Annotated in this window: 16 protein-coding genes; 6 read left to right on the top strand and 10 right to left on the bottom strand. The window is 65.2% G+C overall.

The window, feature by feature from the left end; genetic code table 11:
• Nucleotides 1-20: 20 nt before the first annotated feature.
• Nucleotides 21-1,448 carry a PLP-dependent aminotransferase family protein gene (locus tag VK98_RS03850; RefSeq protein ID WP_048412762.1) on the top strand — a complete coding sequence of 476 codons (1,428 nt, stop codon included), beginning with the start codon at nucleotides 21-23 and terminating at the stop codon, nucleotides 1,446-1,448.
• Nucleotides 1,449-1,509: 61 nt separating this feature from the next.
• Here VK98_RS03850 and aroG read toward each other — a convergent pair whose 3' ends face one another.
• The 6 genes from aroG to VK98_RS03820 form a co-directional block, all read right to left on the bottom strand.
• On the bottom strand, nucleotides 1,510-2,571 hold the full coding sequence (gene aroG / locus VK98_RS03845; protein ID WP_048412761.1) for a 3-deoxy-7-phosphoheptulonate synthase AroG: 1,062 nt from the start codon (nucleotides 2,569-2,571) through the stop codon (nucleotides 1,510-1,512).
• A 232-nt stretch (nucleotides 2,572-2,803) separates the two neighbouring features.
• Nucleotides 2,804-3,214, bottom strand: a complete 411-nt coding sequence (gene dksA / locus VK98_RS03840) for an RNA polymerase-binding protein DksA (protein ID WP_019102526.1) — start codon at nucleotides 3,212-3,214, stop codon at nucleotides 2,804-2,806.
• Nucleotides 3,215-3,498: 284 nt separating this feature from the next.
• On the bottom strand, nucleotides 3,499-3,801 hold the full coding sequence (locus VK98_RS03835) for a c-type cytochrome (RefSeq protein WP_048412760.1): 303 nt from the start codon (nucleotides 3,799-3,801) through the stop codon (nucleotides 3,499-3,501).
• Nucleotides 3,802-3,893: 92 nt separating this feature from the next.
• On the bottom strand, nucleotides 3,894-4,475 hold the full coding sequence (locus VK98_RS03830) for a YggT family protein (protein WP_048412759.1): 582 nt from the start codon (nucleotides 4,473-4,475) through the stop codon (nucleotides 3,894-3,896).
• 8 nt (nucleotides 4,476-4,483) lie between these two features.
• Entirely contained in the window at nucleotides 4,484-5,287 is an 804-nt protein-coding gene (gene proC / locus VK98_RS03825; protein WP_048412758.1) for a pyrroline-5-carboxylate reductase, read from the bottom strand.
• A gap of 52 nt (nucleotides 5,288-5,339) precedes the next feature.
• Nucleotides 5,340-6,032 carry a YggS family pyridoxal phosphate-dependent enzyme gene (locus tag VK98_RS03820; RefSeq protein WP_048412757.1) on the bottom strand — a complete coding sequence of 231 codons (693 nt, stop codon included), beginning with the start codon at nucleotides 6,030-6,032 and terminating at the stop codon, nucleotides 5,340-5,342.
• A 268-nt stretch (nucleotides 6,033-6,300) separates the two neighbouring features.
• On the opposite strand from VK98_RS03820, the gene VK98_RS03815 reads away from it, so the two are divergent.
• Entirely contained in the window at nucleotides 6,301-7,338 is a 1,038-nt protein-coding gene (locus tag VK98_RS03815) for a type IV pilus twitching motility protein PilT (RefSeq protein WP_043589321.1), read from the top strand.
• Between the two features lie 46 nt (nucleotides 7,339-7,384).
• Nucleotides 7,385-8,521: a PilT/PilU family type 4a pilus ATPase gene (locus VK98_RS03810; protein ID WP_048412756.1), complete on the top strand. Its 1,137-nt coding sequence runs from the start codon at nucleotides 7,385-7,387 to the stop codon at nucleotides 8,519-8,521.
• A gap of 189 nt (nucleotides 8,522-8,710) precedes the next feature.
• On the opposite strand, the gene VK98_RS03805 is transcribed toward VK98_RS03810, so the two are convergent.
• Nucleotides 8,711-9,298, bottom strand: coding sequence for a TetR/AcrR family transcriptional regulator (locus VK98_RS03805; RefSeq protein WP_053077204.1), 588 nt, complete (start codon nucleotides 9,296-9,298; stop codon nucleotides 8,711-8,713).
• A gap of 331 nt (nucleotides 9,299-9,629) precedes the next feature.
• Between VK98_RS03805 and VK98_RS03800 the strand changes: the two genes are divergently transcribed.
• The gene (locus tag VK98_RS03800) at nucleotides 9,630-11,546 is read left to right on the top strand and encodes a diguanylate cyclase (RefSeq protein ID WP_053077201.1); all 1,917 of its coding nucleotides are present in this window, start codon (nucleotides 9,630-9,632) and stop codon (nucleotides 11,544-11,546) included.
• A gap of 328 nt (nucleotides 11,547-11,874) precedes the next feature.
• Entirely contained in the window at nucleotides 11,875-12,582 is a 708-nt protein-coding gene (locus VK98_RS03795) for a pseudouridine synthase (protein WP_048412794.1), read from the top strand.
• A gap of 482 nt (nucleotides 12,583-13,064) precedes the next feature.
• On the opposite strand, the gene fepB is transcribed toward VK98_RS03795, so the two are convergent.
• Both fepB and VK98_RS03785 read right to left on the bottom strand, forming a co-directional pair.
• Nucleotides 13,065-14,072 carry a Fe2+-enterobactin ABC transporter substrate-binding protein gene (gene fepB / locus VK98_RS03790; protein WP_082158738.1) on the bottom strand — a complete coding sequence of 336 codons (1,008 nt, stop codon included), beginning with the start codon at nucleotides 14,070-14,072 and terminating at the stop codon, nucleotides 13,065-13,067.
• Between the two features lie 114 nt (nucleotides 14,073-14,186).
• On the bottom strand, nucleotides 14,187-15,008 hold the full coding sequence (locus VK98_RS03785) for a M949_RS01915 family surface polysaccharide biosynthesis protein (RefSeq protein ID WP_156187750.1): 822 nt from the start codon (nucleotides 15,006-15,008) through the stop codon (nucleotides 14,187-14,189).
• Nucleotides 15,009-15,208: 200 nt separating this feature from the next.
• Here VK98_RS03785 and VK98_RS03780 point away from each other — a divergent pair, with 200 nt between their 5' ends.
• Nucleotides 15,209-16,213 carry a PHB depolymerase family esterase gene (locus VK98_RS03780; RefSeq protein ID WP_048412754.1) on the top strand — a complete coding sequence of 335 codons (1,005 nt, stop codon included), beginning with the start codon at nucleotides 15,209-15,211 and terminating at the stop codon, nucleotides 16,211-16,213.
• A gap of 139 nt (nucleotides 16,214-16,352) precedes the next feature.
• Here VK98_RS03780 and VK98_RS03775 read toward each other — a convergent pair whose 3' ends face one another.
• On the bottom strand, nucleotides 16,353-17,234 hold the full coding sequence (locus VK98_RS03775; RefSeq protein WP_048412753.1) for a LysR family transcriptional regulator: 882 nt from the start codon (nucleotides 17,232-17,234) through the stop codon (nucleotides 16,353-16,355).
• Nucleotides 17,235-17,240 lie beyond the last annotated feature (6 nt).

Genomic DNA, 17,240 nt, shown 5'->3' with positions numbered 1-17,240 from the left:
ATCTGTTCTATATAACAGCGATGACTGATTCCCTGTATTTGCGCATTGCCGCCAAGGTCGAGCAAGGGCTGGACAGCGGCGAATATCCGCCCGGCAGCCGGCTGCCCTCGGTGCGCCGGCTGGCCGCCGAACACGGCGTCAACGTACTGACCGCGCTGGCGGCCTACCGCCATCTGGAGCGCCGGCAGCGCGTCAGCGCCCGCCCGCGCGCCGGCTTCTTCGCCGCCTTGCCCAGCCGCGCGCAGCAGGCGCGCGCCGAGGACGACGGTCTGCCGTCGGCGGCGACCCTGGTGCGGGTGGACAGCCGCATGTCGCAATTGATCGAGTGGTCGGGGTTGGACATCGGCACTCAGCTGCACATGGCGGAAGCGCACGGCAGCATGTATCCGGCGGCGGCGCTGGCGCGGCGGCTGCAGCAAACGCTGAGCCGGCGGCCGGAGTTGATCGGCGCCTATCTGCCGCGCGGCGAGCAGGCGCGGCTGCACCGGCTGGTGTGCGAACTGGCGGCGCAGTGGCAGCTGGCGCTGGAGCCGGACGCCATCCTGTTCACCCACGGCATCACCGAAGCGATCAGCCTGTCGCTGCGCTTGCTGACCCGGCCCGGCGACACCGTGGCGGTGGAGACGCCGGTGTACTTCGGCCTGCTGCAGACGCTGGAAGCGCTGGGGCTGAAGGCGCTGGAAATCCCGTGCACGCCGGACGCCGGCCTGTCGCTGGAGGCGCTGGAGTTCGCCTTGCGCCACGGGCCGGCGCCGCGCTGCTTGGTGACGGTGACCAATTTTCAGAACCCCACCGGCGCGCTGATGCCGGACGAGTCCAAGAAGCGGCTGCTGCGGCTGGCTTATCGCCACGGCCTGACCATCATCGAAGACGATGTGTTCGGCGAGCTTTACTTCGGCGAGCAGCACCCGACGCCGTTGAAAGCCTGGGACAGCCGCGGCGAAGTGATTTACTGCTCGTCCTTCACCAAGAGCTTCGCGCCCTCGTTCCGTTTGGGCTGGTTGTCCGGCGGCCGCCATCATGCGGCGCTGGCGCGCTTGAGCAATAGCAGCAGCCTGGTCAGTTCGGCCTTGTACCAGAGCCTGTTGGCGGATGTGTTGGCCGACGGCGACTACGCGCGCTTCGCCGCTCAGCTGCGGCGGCAGTTGGCGCGCCAGATGCGCCAGCTGGCCGACGCGGTGCTGGCTGCTTTCCCCAAGGGCACGCGGCTGCGGCGGCCGCAAGGCGGTTTGCTGTTGTGGGTGGAGTGCCCGGAAGGCTTGGATGCCGGCCGCTTGCTGGAGCGGGCGCTGGCGGAGTCCATCAGCTTCGCGCCGGGCCTGGTGTTTTCCGCCGAGCCGCGCTTCGGCCATTGCCTGCGCTTGAATTTCGGCCAGCCGTGGTCGCCGGCGCTGGAGCGGGCGATCGCCACGCTGGGCCGCTTGGCCGGCGAACAGCTGAGCCAATGAAAACGGCGGAGCGCAGGCTCCGCCGTTGTTCTTGCTTCCAAGCCTGGAGCTTGGCGTCGGCTCAGCCCTGGCGCGCGCGGCGCGCCTTGACCGCGTCGGCCAGCGTGGTCAGCAGTTTCTCGGTGTCGTCCCAGCCGATGCAGGCGTCGGTGACGCTCTGGCCGTAGGTCAGTTCGCAGCCCGGTTTCAGGTCCTGGCGGCCTTCCACCAGATGGCTTTCCACCATCACGCCGAAGATGTTGGCGTTGCCGGCGGCCAGCTGGCCGGCGACGTCGTCGGCCACTTCCATCTGGCGGCGGTAGTCCTTGCGGCTGTTGGCGTGGCTGAAGTCCACCATCAGTTTTTGCGGCAGGCCCACGGAGGCCAGCTCCGCGGCGGCGGCGCTGACATGCTCGGCCGAGTAGTTGGGTTCCTTGCCGCCGCGCAGGATCACGTGGCAATCCGGGTTGCCGCCGGTGGAGACGATGGCGGAATGGCCGGTCTTGGTCACCGACAGGAAATGGTGGGGCACGCTGGAGGAGCGGATGGCGTCCACGGCGATCTTCAGATTGCCGTCGGTGCCGTTCTTGAAGCCCACCGGGCAGGACAGGCCGGAAGCCAGCTCGCGGTGCACCTGGCTTTCGGTGGTGCGCGCGCCGATGGCGCCCCAGCTGATCAGGTCGGCGAAGTACTGCGGGGTGATCATGTCCAGGAATTCGGTGGCGGCCGGCATGCCCATGTCGTTCAGGGTCAGCAGCAGGCGACGCGCGATGCGCAGGCCGCTGTTGATGTCGAAGGACTCGTTCAGCAGCGGATCGTTGATCAGGCCTTTCCAGCCGACGGTGGTGCGCGGTTTTTCAAAGTAGACGCGCATCACCACCACCAGCTCCTGCGACAGCTTGTCGCGCAGCGGCGCCAGTTTCTTGGCGTACTCGATGGCGGCTTCGGTGTCGTGGATGGAGCAGGGGCCGATCACCACCAGCAGGCGGTCGTCCTCGCCGCGCAGCAGTGCGGAGATGTCGCGGCGGGCGGCGTAAATCACCTCGGAGGCGGCCTCGGTGATCGGCAGTTCGTACAGGTGGGCGATGGGCGGCAGCAGTTCCTTGATTTCGCGGATTCTGACGTCGTCGGTCTGGCGTTGCATAAAGGCGGCTTCCTTGCTATTTCAGTTTTTGCATAGCAGCAAGATAACCGGATTCCACGACGCTAGACAAGCGGCCGGCCTGCTTTAATGCCCTAAATTCATACTAGACGATCGTTAGGGATAAGCTATCGCTTGCGGATTTATCTGCTTGTTTTTGCTGGATGGAGCAGACGCGGGCATGAAAAACGCCCTGCTTGCGGGCAGGGCGTTTTGCGGGCGAGGGCCGGAACGATCAGTCGGCGTACTGACGCTTCATCCGTTCGCGGCGTTCCTGGGCTTCCACCGACAGCGTGGCGGTGGGGCGGGCCATCAGGCGGCGCAGGCCGATAGGCTCGCCGGTGTCTTCGCAGAAGCCGTAAGAGCCGTCTTCGATCTGGCGCAGCGAGGCCTGGATCTTTTGCAGCAGCTTGCGCTCGCGGTCGCGGGTGCGCAGTTCCAGCGCGTATTCCTCTTCCAGCGTGGCGCGGTCGGCCGGATCCGGCGTGGCTTCCTGCTCTTGCAGGTGGTTGGCGGTCGCATTTGCGTTAGAGAGCAACTCCTGCTGCATCTGCAACAACCGGTCTTTGAAAAACTCAAGATGGTCGGCGTTCATGTAATCGTCGCCGGTCCAGTTGAGGATATCCTGTTCGGTTAGTTTGGCCATATTTGGTGCTTCCAGCATAGAGTTGGCAACAGGCGGAGAAGATTACCGGCGCCCCGCTATTTCTGCAACTGTCTTAGGCGCTTAGGTGATATTAACTCCCTGCTGCTGACAATCGGTATAGCGTTGTTTCACTCCGGTAACAAGCCTGAGGCATCGTTAAAAGGGTATTGGCGCAACAGGCTAAGACATAAAATGGCCCGGACAGTTCAAAGGCGGCAATCCGCCGCCTTTTTCCGGGGGCCGGCGCGCCGGGCGGCGTGCCGGATCAGCCATGCCGAGATGGCTTATTTCAGCGACAACACCCATTTGGCCAGCGCGCGCAGATCCGCGTCCGGAATGTTCGGATGCGGGGTCATCGGCACCGGGCCCCACACGCCGGAACCGCCGTTCTTGACCTTGGCCATCAGCATGGCTTCCGCGCCTTTTTGGCCGGCGTATTTCTTGGCTACGTCCTTATAGGCCGGGCCGACGATTTTCTTGTCCACCGCGTGACAGGCGGTACAGCTGTATTTCTGCGCCAGCTGCATATTGGCGAAGGCGGGCGCGGCGGCGGCGCTCAGCAGGGCGGCGAACAGTATTTTTTTCATCGGAAGTCTCCTGTGTGGTGATGCAAATCAGTTGTCCAAATCAACGGCCGCGAAGCTGCGGCCGCCAAAAATATGACAAATAGCATGAATTGCTACAATATCACTTTGAGTTGAGTCAAGAAGCTTGCTTCCAGCATGCGCACCGGCAGCATCAGGATCACCTGGATGATCAGGAACAGCACCAGCGGCGACAAGTCCACGCCGCCGACATTGGCCTTGCGGAACGGGCGCAGGAAAGGCCGGGTCAGCGCGTCCAGCACCGGCATCAGCGGGTTGTAGGGGCTGACCCAGCTGAGCACGGCCTGGACGATGACGCTGCCCATCAACAGGGTCAGCGACTGCTTGAACACCTCCAGCAAGGACAGCAGGGACAGCGCCACCCAGACCTGCGGAAAGGTGAAGACTTCCGGCACCGAGCTTAGCAGGGTGACCAGCACATTGGACAGCAGCGCCACCAGCCAGGCCAGCAGCATGGTGGCGCTGTCGTAGCCGCGCATCGCCGGCACCAGTTTGCGCAGCGGCAGCACCGCGAAGTTGGTGGCGGCCATCACGAACTGGCACAGCGGGTGCTTGAACGGCGCGCGCGCCACTTGCAGATAGAAGCGCAGCAAGAGCACCAGCACGAACAGGCCGAAAAGGGTGTGGATCAGAAAGCGCAAAGTGTCGAAGAACATGATGTGGCTTAGTCCTGGCTGAGTTGTTGGCCCATTTCGATGGAGCGGTCGCGGCAGTCCAGCGTGCCGGCGATGATGGCCTGCTTGACGCCTTCCGCCTCAAAGCGGGCGATGGCGCGTTCGGTGGTGCCGCCCTTGGACATCACATTGGTGCGCAAGGCGGCCACCGGCAGCGGGCTCTGCTTGGCCAGTTCCACCGCGCCTTCGAAGGTGGCCAGCACCAGCCGGCGCGCCTCGGCTTCGGAGAAGCCGGTCTGCTGCGCCGCTTCTATCATGCTTTCGATGAAATAGAACACATAGGCCGGGCCGCTGCCGGACACGGCGGTGACGTCGTCGATGCGCTGTTCGTTCTGCAGCCAGAGCGTGATGCCGGCCGCCTGCATCACGGTGTTGGCGTCCTGGCGGTCGTCTTCGTTGACGCCCACCGAGGCGAACAGGCCGGACACGCCCTTGCCTATCATCGCCGGGGTGTTGGGCATCACCCGCACCACGCGCTTGCTGCCCAGCCAGCGGCACAGCGCGTCCAGGCGGATGCCGGCGGCGATGGAGATCACCAGCGCGCCGTTGAGCCTGGGCTCCAGCTCCAGGCACAAGTCGCGCAGGTGTTGCGGCTTGACCGCAAGCACCACGATGTCGCCGATGTCGAAGGCGTCCGGCAAGGCCGCGCCGCCGCTGACGTCGTATTCCTGGCGCAGCCGTTCCACTTTGCCGGAGTCCGGGTCCACCACGTGGATGCGATGCGCCGCCTGCTTGATCAGGCCGGCGATGATGGCGTTGGCCATATTGCCGCCGCCTATGAAGGTAATCCGCATGCTTTTTCCTTATAAACCGGCTTGAATTCCTGTTGTTTCAAGCCGATGTCATTCAATGATAATGGCGTGCGCCGAAAATGGCGGTGCCCACCCGCACCATGGTGGCGCCTTCGGCGACGGCGACGGCCATGTCGGCGGACATGCCCATGGACAGCGTGTCCAGCGCCAGGCCTTCGGCCATCAGGCGCTCGCGCAGCCGGCGCAGCTGGGCGAACTGCGCCGCCAGCCGCGCGGTGTCTTCGGTGGGCTCCGGGATGCACATCAGACCGCGCAGGGTCAGGCGCGGCAAGGCCGCCACCGCGCGGGCCAGTTCCAGCGCCTGTTCCGGCGCGCAGCCGCTCTTGCTGGCCTCGCCGGACACGTTGACCTGGATGCAGACGTTCAGCGGCGGCAGCGCGCCCGGCCGCTGCGCCGACAGCCGTTCGGCGATTTTCAGCCGCTCCACCGAATGGGCCCAGTGCGCCAATTCCGCCACCGCGCGGGTTTTATTGGATTGCAGCGGGCCGATGAAGTGCCATTCGATCTCCAGACCGGCCAGCGCCTCGGCCTTCTGCTGCAATTCCTGCACGTAGTTTTCACCAAAGGCGCGTTGGCCGGCAAGGTAGGCTTGCTCGATGTCCGCGGCGGGGAAAGTTTTGCTGACGGCCAGCAGGCGCACCGATCCCGCCGGCCGGCCGGCGGCGTGTTCCGCGTCCGCCAGGCGCTGGCGGACTTGTTGCAAGGGTTGGGAGATGGAGTCTGTCATGGCGTCGAGAAATTGTTTGCTGCGGGCGGTGCGGCTTGTTGCCCGGGTTTGGGGTTTCTACAAAGAAGCATGGCCGCGCATCATTAATAATATGGGGTGACGGCGATATCCCAAATGGCTGAGTTGAGCTTACAATCAGCGGAAATGCCGGGATTGGGCCGGCGCCTCGTTTGGACGCGTTGCCGGCGCGCGGCGGTTCTTCATTTTTCAAGTGGTCGCCTGGCGGCTGAAACCATGGCGGCGGCGCAGTCATCGTGGAGATTATATTATGGAAATTTCGGAGCTCTTGGCCTTTACGGTCAAGAACAAGGCGTCCGACCTGCACCTGTCCGCCGGGCTGCCGCCGATGATCCGGGTGAACGGCGACATCCGCCGCATCAACCTGCCGCCGATGGACCATCATGACGTGCACGACATGGTGTACGACATCATGAACGATTACCAGCGCAAAATCTTCGAAGACACCTTCGAGTGCGACTTTTCCTTCGACCTGCCCGGCATCGCCCGTTTCCGCGTCAACTCCTTTGTGCAGAACCGCGGCATGGGCGCGGTGTTCCGGGTGATTCCGTCCAAGGTACTGTCGCTGGAGCAACTGGGCGCGCCCAAGATCTTCCAGGAAATCGCCGCCTTTCCGCGCGGGCTGGTGCTGGTGACCGGCCCCACCGGCTCCGGCAAATCCACCACGCTGGCGGCGATGATAGATTTCATCAACGACAACCACTTCTCCCACATCCTGACCGTGGAAGATCCGATCGAGTTCGTCCACGACAGCAAGAAATGCCTGATCAACCAGCGCGAACTGGGCTTGCAGACCCACAGCTTCGCCAACGCGCTGAAGTCGGCGCTGCGCGAGGACCCGGACGTGATCCTGGTGGGCGAATTGCGCGACCTGGAAACCATACGGCTGGCGCTGACCGCGGCGGAAACCGGCCACCTGGTGTTCGGCACCCTGCACACCAGTTCCGCCGCCAAGACCATAGACCGCATCGTCGACGTGTTCCCGGCCGGGGAAAAGGAAATGGTGCGTTCGATGCTGTCGGAATCGGTGCGCGCGGTGATCGCCCAGACCCTGCTGAAAACCAAGGACGGCAGCGGGCGGGTGGCGGCGCATGAAATCATGTTGGGCACCCCGGCGATCCGCAACCTGATCCGCGAGAACAAGATCGCCCAGATCAACTCCATGATCCAGACCGGTCAGCAGCACGGCATGCAGACGCTGGACCAGTGTCTGCAGGAGCTGGTGCGGCGCAATATGGTGTCGCCGGCGGACGCCAGACAAAAGGCCGCCAACAAGGATCAATTCTGAGCGGGCGCTGCTCTACACTAGAAATGGCGACCCGCGGGACCTCATCATGGAAAAAGACCAGGCTTCCAAGTTCATACTGGATCTGCTGAAGCACGCCACCGGCAAGAACGCCTCCGACGTTTTCATCGCCGCCGATTTTCCGCCGGCGATGAAGATAGACGGCAAGATCACCCCGGTGGCGCCGCAGCCCCTGTCCGCCCAGCACACCAAGGAACTGGTGCGCGCGGTGATGAACGACCGGCAGACCGAGGAGTTCGAGACCAAGAAGGAAGCGAACTTCGCGATCAATCCGCCGGGTCTGGGGCGTTTCCGCGTCAGCGCCTATGTGCAGCAGGGTCATGCCGGCATGGTGTTGCGCAAGATCAACACCGAAATCCCCACCTTCGACCAGCTCAACCTGCCGCTGGTGCTGCGCGACATCGCGCTGATCAAGCGCGGCCTGGTGATCTTCGTCGGCGGCACCGGTTCGGGCAAATCCACTTCGCTGGCCGCGCTGGTGGACTGGCGCAACAGCCACAACCACGACCACATCATCACCATCGAAGACCCTATCGAATACGTGCACCAGCACAAGAAGTCCATCATCACCCAGCGCGAGGTGGGCGTGGACACCGATGATTGGGACATCGCCTTGAAGAACACCCTGCGCCAGGCGCCGGACGTGATCCTGATGGGCGAGATCCGCGACCGCGAAACCATGGGTTACGGGCTGCAGTTCGCCGAAACCGGCCATTTGTGCCTGGCCACGTTGCACGCCAACAACGCCAACCAGGCGCTGGACCGCATTCTCAACTTCTTCCCCGAGGAGCGCCATCAACAAGTGTTGATGGACCTGTCGCTGAATATGCGCTCCATCATTTCCCAGCGGCTGGTGCCGATCAAAAGCGGCCGCGGCCGGGTGGCGGCGGTGGAAATCCTGCTCAACAGCCCGCTGGTGTCCGACATGATCTTCAAGGGCGAAATCGCCGGCCTGAAGGAAGTGATGGGCCGCTCGCGCGAAACCGGCATGCAGACCTTCGACCAGTCCTTGTTCGAGCTGTACGAGGCGGACCTGATCAGTTACGAGGACGCCTTGCGCAACGCGGACTCCATCAACGATCTGCGGCTGAAGATCAAGCTATACAGCGAAGGCTCCAAGTCCAGGGACCCGCTGGAAGGCATAGATCATCTCGACATCGTCTAAGCGCCTGTTCCAAGTCTGCTGCGCTTCGTGAAGCGTTGCACGGTGAGTACAAGCAAAATGCTCATGCAGCACTCGTAAACTCCGCTTTTCGCTCGTTTTCGCCCTGTCTCGTCCTTGCTCGCGAGATCGTAAACACGCTCTAAGAGCGGCTAAGCAAGCCCCGATGCCGCGTTGCACCGACTTGCCTTGTTAAGCCCGCGCTTGCAAAGTCAGCGCCGCCGCCGCGCTTTTCAGCAGCCGGTCGGACAGCGCTTCGTCCGAGATGGCGCGAGACAGCAGCAAGGCGCCCACCATCAGGGCCAGGCAGGCTTCGGGCGCCAGCGCCGGGCGCGCTCCGGCCGCCGCGTCGCATTGCTGCGCCTGGCGCAGCGTGTGCAGCAGCGCCTGCAAGCCTTCTGAAAACGCCTGGCGGGTGGCCTTGTCGTGCCTGGCCAACTCCCCGGCCAGCGCGGCGGCGGCGCAGCCGGAGTCCGGGAAATCCCGGTGCGCCGGACTCAGATAGTCCTTGGCCAGCCGTTTCAGCCCGGCGCCGCTGGGCGCCTGCTCCAGCTGGGCCTGCCAAATCTCGTTCATGTCCAACAGCGCCTGGCGACAGGATTGCGCCACCAGATCGTCCTTGCTGTGGAAGTGGGCGTAAAAACCGCCGTGGGTCAGTCCCAGGTCGGCCATCAGATTGGCGATGCCGACATTGGCCACGCCTTCGGCGCGAAAGCGCAGCGAGGCCATGGTCAGGATCCGTTGACGGGTTTCGGTCTTGTGGGTTGAGCTGTAGCGCATCATTGACCTTCCTGTTCGACTACGGGGTGGCGCAACGCAATGACGAAGCGGTGATTCCGTTTTAGATGATAGCTATCATTTCTTCAATCGCGATGTGAATCAGCAAGATAGCGATCCGGCTGCCGCGCGCGCGGAATGCGCAGACCAATAAATGACGGCGGAATTTCATCTGAATATCTATATTGACTAAAAAGCGGCGTTTCCCGCCTTGAGCCCCGTTCCGGGGACGGCCCGGAACACCGGCCGCGCTCAATCCGGCGTGCGGGCGACGGATGGCCGTCGGCGCTCGCCGGCAGCCGCGGCTGCGCGCTGAGGGAAGGTGGAGACAGGCATGCAGCGATGGAGGGATTCCGCCGCGGGTTTCTGGGCGGCCGCGTGGCGTCATTTGGGCGTGGCCGCGGCCTATTGGGGCTTGGCGCGGCTATTGATGGCCGGCTTCATGAACGCGGAAACCTGGCTGACGCCGGCCTGGTTTCCCGCGGGTCTGGCCATGGCGGTTGCCCTGCGCGGCGGCCAGCGCTACGGCTTGGGGCTGGTGGCGGGGTCCCTGCTGTTCTGCCTGTCGTCGCGCCAGCTGCCGCTGGCGGACGCCTTGTTGATCGCCGGCGCCAACACGGTGGGCAGCTTGCTGGGCGCCTTGCTGGTGCGCTACCGCTGCGGCCGGCGCTTGCCCTTGCACAGCCTATCCTATGTGCTGGCCTTCGTCGCCGGCGCGGCGCTGGCCGCCGCCATCTCCGCCATGGGCGGCACGGCGGCCTTGCTGCACGGCCAGCCGCTGCCCCTGTTGTCGCTGGGCCGTCACTTCATCGCCTGGTGGCTGGCGGACCTGGCCGGCATTTTCAGTCTGTCGCCTTGCCTGCTGCTGCTGAGGCGCTCCGGCCCCGGAGACGGCCAGGGCGGCCTGGGCTCGCTGGACGGGCTGACCGCCTGGCTGACCTTGCTGGTCGCCGGACTGGCCATGCTGGGCATAGACGACAGCACCGGACGCTACGCCGCCCTGCCGTATTGTTTCAGCCTGCCCTTGCTGTGGTTCGCCTTCCGCCAGCGACTGCGGCTGGCGCACGGCTTGTCGCTGGGCATTCTGTTGCTGGCCCTGGCGGGGGGCGTGTCCGGCCACGGCGCTTTCGGGCACGGCGAGCAGGCGTTGCTGACGCTCAGCATGCTGATGCTGATCCAGACCACCACCTTGCTGGTGTTCGGGGCCCTGGCGGTGGACCTGCGCCGCACCGAGGCCAGGCTGCGCGGAGTCAACCGCCAGCTAGAGGGCAAGGTTCGCGCCCGGACCCGCGCCTTGGCGGACAGCGAGGCGCGGTTGCGGCTGATGGCGGACGCCGCGCCGTTCCCCTTGGCGATGAACCGCTTGCAGGGCGGCGAGCTGATCTACGCCAATGCCCGCGCCGAGGAGCTGTTCCGCGAACAACTGGCGCCCGGACGGCCGCTGCGGGTGCAGGACTTCTATGTGGATCCGGCCGAGCGCGAGCGCGTGTCCTCGCTGCTGCGCGTAGGCGGCTGCGTGCGCGATCGCGAAGTGCGGCTGCGCGCCGCCGACGGTAGGGAGTTCTGGGCGCTGATTTCCTGTTCCGTGGTGCGCGCCGACGACGGCTGGTTCGTGATCAACGGCATCAACGACATCAGCCAGCGCAAGCAGCTGGAGCAGGATTTGCTGCAGGCCAATCAGGCGCTGCGCCAGAACCTGAGCGAAATCGAATTGCTGCAGCAAGGCCTGCGCGAACAGACGCTGCGCGATCCGCTGACCGGCCTGTTCAATCGCCGCCACCTGGACGACATTCTGCCGCGCATCCTCAGCCATATGCTGGCGGTGCATAGGGACGTCGCGGTGTTGATGGTGGACGCGGATCACTTCAAGCACATCAACGACCAATACGGCCACCTGTGCGGCGACGCGGTGCTGACGGCGCTGGCGGCGCATCTGAGCGACGCCTTCCGCAGCGGCGACATCGTCTGCCGCTACGGCGGCGAAGAGTTTTTCATCCTGCTGCCCGGCGCGTCGCTGAACGACGCCTACGCCAAGGCGCGGCAGTTGTGCGGCGATGTGCGCGCGCAGCCCATCGTGGCCGGCGGCCACAACATCCGCGTCACCTTGTCGGTGGGACTGGCCCTGTGCCCTTTGCACGGCACCGACGCCGGCAGCGTGGTGGCCGCCGCCGACGCCGCCTTGTACCGCGCCAAGAAAGAGGGGCGCGACCGGGTGTGCGTGGCGGATCCGGCGCAGCCGCTGGTGTCCTGAGAACCTGTTTAAAGTCTGCTGCGCTTCAGCGATACGGCGTTAAAAACAAGCTCAAAATGCTCATGTACCCCTCGTACATTCCGCTTTTTCGCTCGTTCTCGCCTTGTCTCGCCCTTGCTCGCGAGACTTTGAACAGGCTCTGAGAGGCCGTTCAAAGTCTGCCGCGCCGCGTGAGAGACGGCGCGGCGAGCTCCGTTTCGAAAGTCCCCGCTCCATCCGGCCATTCCGCGTTCCCCGCGGTTTTCGCCTTGTCTCGCCGCGGCTCGCGGGACTTTGAACCGGCTCCGACGCGCAGAGCGGGCCGGGGGCGGTGTGCTACCATCCGGTCATGGAACTTTACCGACTACTGCAACAACAAGGCTTTGGCGGCCGCAAGGAATGCCGACAGCTGATCGAGTACGGCCTGGTCGAACTCAACGGCGAGATCGTCGACAATTACCGCCAGCCGGTGGAATTGGCCGAGATCCGGCAACTGGTGGTGGACGACAAGCCCTGGGAGGTGGTGACCGGCCCGCTCTATCTGCTGTTTCACAAGCCCCCCAATTACGAAACCTCGCACAAGCCGCAGCACAATCCCGGCATCTATCGTCTGCTGCCGTACCAGTTCGGCAACCTGGGCATCACCGCCGTCGGGCGGCTGGACGTGGACACCACCGGCTTGATCCTGCTGACCAACGACGGTCAGTTCGTGCACGCGCTCAGTTCGCCGAAAAAGCTGGTGCCCAAGTGCTACCAGGTGACGCTGAAGCACGCGGCCAGCGAGGAATTCATCGCCAAGCTGCAAAGCGGGGTCTATCTGAACGACGAAGGCGCGGAGTTCGCCGCGGACAGCATCGAGCAGTTGGACAGCCATGTGATCCTGCTGACCATCACCCAGGGCAAATACCATCAGGTCAAGCGCATGGTGGCGGCGGCCAGCAACCGGGTGGAGCAGCTGCACCGCATCAGCCTGGGCGCAGTGACTTTGGGCGAACTGCCGCAGGGAGAGTGGCGGCACCTGAGCGCAGAGGAGCTGAGCAGCCTGGGCTGGTCGTGAATCATCCAAGCCGGCGGCGAGACCGCCGCCCCGTCATGAAGGCCGCCAGATAGGCGGCTTTTTTTGTCGCGGCGCTAGGTCCCTTGCGCGGCATGGCGAGCGGGATCAAGTCGCTTGCGTCAGTGTATTGAAGAGCCCCGAGGCGTGCGAACGCCCGGGGCTTTTTTGCATCCGGCACACGGCGTCTGGAGAGGAGAGCGGACGATTTGGCTGCGATTTCAGATGGGGTGGTAAATGGGCATTGCTATCGTAAATCTCTTATTGATTGCCGGAAATGTAATTAATTTGATGAATAACATTATTTATTTACTTAAAAAAATTATACTGCTCTTCACGACGAAGAGGTGGACGTAAGAGCCTGTTCAAAGTCTCGCGAGCAAGGGCGAGACAAGGCGAAAACGGCTGCGGGGTGATCAATGTGAAAACAGGCCCGCGCCGTGGTGGGCGCGAGCCTGTCAGGAAGGATGCCGACCGCTGCTCGGCTATTGGAGTTGCTGCGCCAGGCGGGCCAGCATATTGCGCGAGCTGTAGTAGTCCAGGCGGAAGGTGTCGAAGCCGGCGGCGTAGACCTGTTTGCCGCGCACGGCGGCGTTGCCCGCCAGGAAGGGGTTGGCCAGCACCTTGGACACGGTGGGCGCGTCGGCGTTGAACAGCATGATGCTGTTGCCGCGCAGCCCCTCCGCGAATTTTTCGCCCGACAACTGCACGATGTCGCGACGCACGCCCTGGCTGGTGTTGCCCTTGACGCTGTCCGGCGCGGTGGCGAGGGTGAAGCCCAGCGCTTGCAGCAGCTTGCCCTGCGCCGATTCCGGCGTCCACAGATTGGCGCCGGAACCGTCCTCGCTGTACACCATGGCGGCGGTGGGTTGCGGCGGCAGCTTCAGCTTGCTTTTCAACTGCGCCACCTCGGCGTCGAAACGGGCGATCACCGCCTGGGCGTCGGCCTCGCGGCCGCTGGCGCGTCCCAGCAGCGTCGCCAGTTCCTGCCAGCTTTTATCGTCGTAATTGACCACCAGGGTGGGCGCCATCAGACTTAGCTGCTCGTACAGCTTCAGCGCGGAGTCGCCGCCGGTGCCGGCCATCACGATCAAGTCGGGCTGGGCGGCGATGATGGCCTCGGCATTGGGTTCGCCCTGGTACAAGGGCTGCACGTCCCGCTGTTTGGCCACCGCCCCCCACTGGGTGAAGAAGCCCTGGCCGTCGGTGACCTTGGAGTTGGCGGCGCTGCCGCCGCTGGCCACCACCGGAGCGTTGATGGCGAGCAGAGTGCCGGTCAGCGTTACGCTGGTGGAGGCGATGCGTTGCGGCGGCCGTTCCAGCGTCAACGATCCCTTTGGCGTATGCAAGGTGCGCGGCCACTGGCCGGGCGCCGCGGCGGAGGCGTCGGCGCTGGATTCAGGGGCGCCGCAGCCGCTCAAGGCCAGGGCAAGGCCGGCGGCCAGCCCTAAGCGCAGCGCGGCGCGCCGCGGGCGGAAAAAATCGAAAGCCATGAAAGTCCTTTGGAAAGGCGCGGGTGGTGGCTTCGATTTTATTGCAAACAAGAATTATTATCATGCATATCGAAGGACGAGCGGAACGCCAGCGAACGCCGGCGCCTGCCGCGCTCATTCCTGTTGCTGTTGTTTGAGCCAGCTTTCTTCCTGCTGGCGCATCCGCGCGAACCAGTGCTGGCGCATGAAGCGGACAAAGGCCGGCGGCGCCGCGGCGAAGTCGTTTTCATCGACGTAGCAGCCGGGCAGATAGGGCGGTTCGAAGTCTCTCTCCCAGCCCTTGGCCTGCAGCGCCCGCTGACCCTGCGGGCTGCAGTCGTCGGGCAGCGGCAGGCCGGTCAGATGGCCGCTGTCCGGATCCAGCCAGCGCACGCCCTGGCGATCCAGGCCGCGCAGCCCGTACTTGGCTTTGCCGGCGTGCAGGATCAGCTTGTAGTCGTTGGGGCTGACGTCGCTGGCGCAGGCGCTGCGATAGCCGACCACGGTTTCCAGCGCGCCGTCTCGGTTGAGGTCAGGGAAGCCGACGGCTTCCAGATCGAAGGCCGCGCTGGCGTCGAACTCGCAGCGCGTCACGCCGTCGCTGAGCATCCACAGCCGGCGCGGCCTGTCCTGCCCCAATGTGTATTGCGCGGCGTAGAGGGCCGCGTTCTGGGTGCCGTCGGCGCCGCGCGCTTCCCTCTGTTCCGCCAGCACCAGCACTTGTTCGCCGGCGCTGTCCGTCCAGCCGTAGGCGGCGGTCAGCTTGCCGCGCAGTTCGACGCCGGCCGGCACGGCGTTCAAGCGACGCACCTGGCCGGCGGCGGCCGGCGCGCTGGCGGCGTCGGCCCGCGCGGCGGGCGGCGGCGGGGGCTCTGGTGTGCAGCCGGCGAGAGCCAGCGTCAGGCCTGTCAGCAAGGCGCGCAGGCCGGCGGTATGGGGCGCGGGGAGCGGGGGCATGCCGTTCTTCTTGTCATTGATGAAACTGGAATAGTACGGAATACCGAAGGCGCGGGACAGCGCCGACGGCTGCGCGAGGCGGAGAGCGCGGGGCGGGGAACTGGCCGATTTGCCGACGAAGCATGACGTCGGGGTGATTTTTGCCGGCCGGGAGCGTCATAATCAGGCGGGAGCGCGGGTTTCGCGCGAAAGGGGGGCTTATGTTGAAACCAGGCTGGTGGTGGGGAGGGGCGCTGGCGTTGACGCTGGCGCAGATGGTTGCGGCGGCGGAGCCGTTGCCGGCGCATCGCGGCGACACGCGGCAATCGTCGGTGTCCGGCCTGTCGTCCGGCGCCTTCATGGCGGTGCAGTATCAGGTGGCGTTTTCCGCTTCGGTGCGCGGCGTCGGCGTGGTGGCGGGCGGGCCCTACTATTGCTCCAAGGGCACGCTGGCGGGCGCGCCGGCCTGCATGAGCGGACCGCCGCCGGCGGTGGGCGGCCTGGTGCTGGCGACGCAGCAGTTCGCCTTGAGCGGGCAGATCGACCCGCTGTCCAATCTGGCCAAGCGCCGCGTCTATCTGTTCAGCGGCAGCCAGGACAATACCGTGAAGACGGCGGTGGTGGACAGCGCCGAGAGCTATTTCCGCAAACTGGGAGTGCCGGCGGCGCGCATCGAGTATCTGCGCGGCCTGCCGGCCGGCCACGCCCAGATCACGCCGACTTACGGCAATGACTGCGGCGAAACCAAGTCGCCCTACGTCAACCACTGCGACTGGAAGGGCGAAGGCTACGATCAGGCCGGCGCGATCCTGAAGCAGATCTACGGCCCGTTGCAGCCGCGCGCCGCCATGCTGAGCAGCCAGGTGGTGGCTTTCGACCAGAAGCCGTACGCGCCGCCGGGCAGCAGCCTGGCCGACGAGGGCTATGTTTATGTGCCGCGCGCCTGCGCCGAGGGAGAGGCCTGCAAGGTGCACGTGGCGCTGCACGGCTGCCGCCAGTACGCGGGCGCGGTCGGCGACGCCTTTTACGGGCACGCCGGCTACAACGAGTGGGCGGACGGCAACCGCATCATCGTGCTGTATCCGCAGACCACGGCGCTGCCGCCTGTCAACCCGAACGGCTGCTGGGACTGGTTCGGCTACACCGGCGTGAATTTCGCCTGGAAGAACGGGGTGCAGATGCGGGCGATCAAGGCGATGGCGGACCGGCTGGTGTCGGCGCCCTGATAGGCGGTTCCCAGTCCGCCGCGCTGCGTGAGACGCGGCGCGGTGAGTACGGCTTCGGAATGCTCGTGCGCCAGCTGCGCGTTCCGTTTGCTCCGTCGTTTTCGCCCTGGCTCGCTCTTGCTCGCGGGCCCCGGGAGCCTTAGCCGCCAGGGAAGCCGCGTTCGGCGAAGAAGTCGATGAAGGCGCGCAGCCGCGGCGGCAGATAGGGGGCGCTGGGCCACAGCAGGTAAAGGGCGCCGCTGCGTTCCGCCCAGGCTTCCGGCAACGCCCGCAGTCGTCCGTCCGCCAGTTGGCGGCGCACGGTGAAGTCCGGCAGGCAGGCGATGCCGGCGCCTTGCTCCGCCAACTGGATCAGCGCGTCGCCGGTGTTGGCGCAGGCGTTGACCGGCAGCGCGGTCGCGTCCGCGCCGCTCAGCGGCCACGGCGCCAGCTTGCCGCTGCGCGGATAGCGGTAGTGCAGGCAGCGGTGACGCGTCAGATCCTCCGGCGACGCCGGCTCGCCGTGGCGGGAGAAGTAGGCCGGCGCGGCCACCAACCGCACGCGGTAGCCGCCCAGCCGCCGCGCGCTCAAGCGCGAATCGCCGGGTTCGCCGCCGCGAAGCACCACGTCGAAGCCCTCGCCTATCACGTCCACCAGGCGGTCGCTGTAGTCCAGGTCCAGTTCGATCTCCGGATAGCTTTGCATGAAGGCCGCCAGGTGGGGAGCCAGCACCCCGCATTCATGCGGCAGGCCCACTTTCAAGCGGCCGCGCGGCGCGGCCTGCCCCCGTTGCAGCTCGCGTTCGGCCGTTTCCACTTCCTCCAGGATGCGCAGGCAGCGCTGCAAATATTGCTCCCCGGCCGCGGTCAGGGTCAGCCGCCGCGTGCTGCGTTGCACCAGTCGCGCGCCCAGCCGCGCTTCCAGCCGCGCCAGGCCCTTGCCGGCGGCGGAGGCGGAAATGCCCAGTTGTCGTCCGGCGGCCACCAGGCTGCCTTGTTGGGCGATGTGGGCGAACAGCTCGATGCCGCTCATTTTCTCCATGCTGGT

The sequence above is a fragment of the Chromobacterium sp. LK11 genome (genome assembly GCF_001043705.1).
Classification (GTDB): domain Bacteria; phylum Pseudomonadota; class Gammaproteobacteria; order Burkholderiales; family Chromobacteriaceae; genus Chromobacterium; species Chromobacterium alkanivorans.
This window is presented reverse-complemented; position numbering and strand designations above follow the sequence as displayed.

Bases quoted from the DNA above. Each gene is read 5' to 3' on its own strand.
- VK98_RS03850 (WP_048412762.1), top strand. From the start codon at position 21: ATGACTGATTCCCTGTATTTGCGCATTGCCGCCAAGGTCGAGCAAGGG.
- aroG (WP_048412761.1), bottom strand. From the start codon at position 2,571: ATGCAACGCCAGACCGACGACGTCAGAATCCGCGAAATCAAGGAACTG.
- dksA (WP_019102526.1), bottom strand. From the start codon at position 3,214: ATGGCCAAACTAACCGAACAGGATATCCTCAACTGGACCGGCGACGAT.
- VK98_RS03835 (WP_048412760.1), bottom strand. From the start codon at position 3,801: ATGAAAAAAATACTGTTCGCCGCCCTGCTGAGCGCCGCCGCCGCGCCC.
- VK98_RS03830 (WP_048412759.1), bottom strand. From the start codon at position 4,475: ATGTTCTTCGACACTTTGCGCTTTCTGATCCACACCCTTTTCGGCCTG.
- proC (WP_048412758.1), bottom strand. From the start codon at position 5,287: ATGCGGATTACCTTCATAGGCGGCGGCAATATGGCCAACGCCATCATC.
- VK98_RS03820 (WP_048412757.1), bottom strand. From the start codon at position 6,032: ATGACAGACTCCATCTCCCAACCCTTGCAACAAGTCCGCCAGCGCCTG.
- VK98_RS03815 (WP_043589321.1), top strand. From the start codon at position 6,301: ATGGAAATTTCGGAGCTCTTGGCCTTTACGGTCAAGAACAAGGCGTCC.
- VK98_RS03810 (WP_048412756.1), top strand. From the start codon at position 7,385: ATGGAAAAAGACCAGGCTTCCAAGTTCATACTGGATCTGCTGAAGCAC.
- VK98_RS03805 (WP_053077204.1), bottom strand. From the start codon at position 9,298: ATGCGCTACAGCTCAACCCACAAGACCGAAACCCGTCAACGGATCCTG.
- VK98_RS03800 (WP_053077201.1), top strand. From the start codon at position 9,630: ATGCAGCGATGGAGGGATTCCGCCGCGGGTTTCTGGGCGGCCGCGTGG.
- VK98_RS03795 (WP_048412794.1), top strand. From the start codon at position 11,875: ATGGAACTTTACCGACTACTGCAACAACAAGGCTTTGGCGGCCGCAAG.
- fepB (WP_082158738.1), bottom strand. From the start codon at position 14,072: ATGGCTTTCGATTTTTTCCGCCCGCGGCGCGCCGCGCTGCGCTTAGGG.
- VK98_RS03785 (WP_156187750.1), bottom strand. From the start codon at position 15,008: ATGCCCCCGCTCCCCGCGCCCCATACCGCCGGCCTGCGCGCCTTGCTG.
- VK98_RS03780 (WP_048412754.1), top strand. From the start codon at position 15,209: ATGTTGAAACCAGGCTGGTGGTGGGGAGGGGCGCTGGCGTTGACGCTG.
- VK98_RS03775 (WP_048412753.1), bottom strand. From the start codon at position 17,234: ATGGAGAAAATGAGCGGCATCGAGCTGTTCGCCCACATCGCCCAACAA.